General features: G+C 74.1%; 1 protein-coding gene and 1 pseudogene. One reads left to right on the top strand and one right to left on the bottom strand.

Annotation, left to right across the window (positions count from 1 at the left end; all coding sequences use genetic code 11):
- Positions 1 to 200 precede the first annotated feature (200 nt).
- The gene (locus GVL05_RS19740; protein ID WP_123292823.1) at positions 201 to 1,058 is read left to right on the top strand and encodes a LysR substrate-binding domain-containing protein; all 858 of its coding nucleotides are present in this window, start codon (positions 201 to 203) and stop codon (positions 1,056 to 1,058) included.
- Between the two features lie 40 nt (positions 1,059 to 1,098).
- Here GVL05_RS19740 and GVL05_RS19735 read toward each other — a convergent pair.
- Positions 1,099 to 1,944: pseudogene (locus GVL05_RS19735) on the bottom strand (hypothetical protein); the annotation flags it as partial.

Below are 1,944 nucleotides of genomic sequence, written 5' to 3'. Positions count from 1 at the left end.
CGGGGGGAGGGTCGTCGATGACGCACTCACGGTGAGGGGTTCTCCGGACGTCGTTGCGGATCTGGTACCCCAACGAAACTACGTGGCCCCGCGCCATTCGACACCCCTATGGTGGCTATCAATCCATTGCGATGTCGAATGACCGCGCGAATGACCGCGCGAACGACCGCGCGACACTCGCACGAACGAACGAGGTGCCCGTGCTCGATCCGGTCCTGCTGCAGACCTTCCTGGCCGTCGCCGAGACGCAGAGCTTCACGCAGGCCGGAGCCCGCCTCGGCATCAGCCAGCCCACCGTCTCCCAGCACGTCCGGCGGCTCGAGACCGCGGTGTCCCGCACCCTCGTCGCCCGCGACACCCGTGGCGTCACCCTCACCGACAACGGCGACGCGATGGCCGGCTTCGCCCGGACGATCCTCGCGGCGCACGCCACCGCGGACGCGTACTTCTCGGGGTCGGCGACCCGTGGGCGCCTCCGGTTCGGTGCGGCCGACGACCTCGCGATCACGCAGTTGCCGCGCATCCTCCGGGACTTCCGGCGGCTGCACCCGCAGGTGAACCTCGAGCTGACGGTGAACCAGTCGTCACCGCTCCTGCGCCGGGTGCACGCCGGGCAGCTCGACCTGGTGTTCATCAAGCAGACCGCGGGGGAGTCCGCCGAGGGGACCCGGGTCGCGACCGACCAGATGGTGTGGATGGCGCAGGACGGCATCGCGGTCGAACGCGACGAGCCCGTGCCGCTCATCGCGTACCAGGCGCCGAGCATCAGCCGGCAGATGGCGATCGACGCCCTCGAGGCCGCGGGCCGCACCTGGCGGATCACCTGCAACACCCGCGACGTGAACGGCGTGCTGGCGGCGGTGCGGGCGGGGATCGGCGTGGCGGTGTTCCCGCACTCGCTCATCCCGGCCGACCTGGTGAAGGTGTCGCAGCGGCTCGGGTTGCCGGATCTGCCGGCGGTCGACTACGTCCTCATCGCCAACCCGACGGTGCAGCGCGAGCCGATCGACGCCCTGACGAACGCGATCCTGTCGCGCGGGGTCGTCCGCGCGGTCTGACCGCGCCGGACGAGGGCCGGCCCGGAGACGGACGACCGGGCTACGGCGCGAGGGTCGGGGTCGTCCCGGTCCCGGTCAGGTCGGGCAGCGTCACCCCGGCGAGCGGCAGCAGCGCCGACGCGACGGCCCACAGCAGCACGAGCGTTCCGACGCCACCGAGCACGGCGCCGAGCAGCGCGACCGGCCGCTGCCACGTCGCCGCGCGGTCGCGCAGCGTCACGAGCGACACCACCAGCGCGAGGAGTCCGAGCACGACGCCGACACCGTGCACGGTCGCCGGCGCGGTGAACCACCAGGCCGCGAGTCCGAGCGTCGCGATGCCCGCCACGGCGCCCAGGACCGCCCCGGGCGTCGCACCGAGTGCACGGCGCGGCTCCGGCTGGGCGGCTGCGGCCACGGGCTGGTCGAGCAGTTCGGTCGGGAGGCCCGGCTCGGCCCCGACGGACGCACTCGCCTCCGCCACGGGTGCGTTCGTGGGCACGGTGGCGTTCGTGGCCGCGGGTGCAGCCGTGGACACCGGCGCCCGCAGGAGCGCGTCGAAGGAGCGCACGTGGGCGGACGCCGGGGTCGGTGCCGGGGTCACGGCGGTGGCGGCGGCCTGCTGGTGGGCGAAGCGGCGGGGCGTGCGGAAGCCGATCGGACCGACGGGTTCGGGCTCGGTGCCCTCGACGACGACGTGCTCCAGGCCGGGCACGGAGAACCGCGGCTGTCCGGCGGAGGGCACGGGCGACGGTGCGGGGGCCGGTGCGGTGCGGGGAGCGGCGTCGATCGGTGAGACCGGGGCCGGTGCGGAGGCCACGGCGGCGGTGTCGAACGGCACGGTGTGCACGGTCGGAGAGGTCGGGGCCGGCGGCAGGAGGTCCTGCTGCGGCGGGTAGTCGGGGAC

This window comes from Curtobacterium sp. 18060, from assembly GCF_902706105.1.
Classification (GTDB): domain Bacteria; phylum Actinomycetota; class Actinomycetes; order Actinomycetales; family Microbacteriaceae; genus Curtobacterium.
This window is presented reverse-complemented; position numbering and strand designations above follow the sequence as displayed.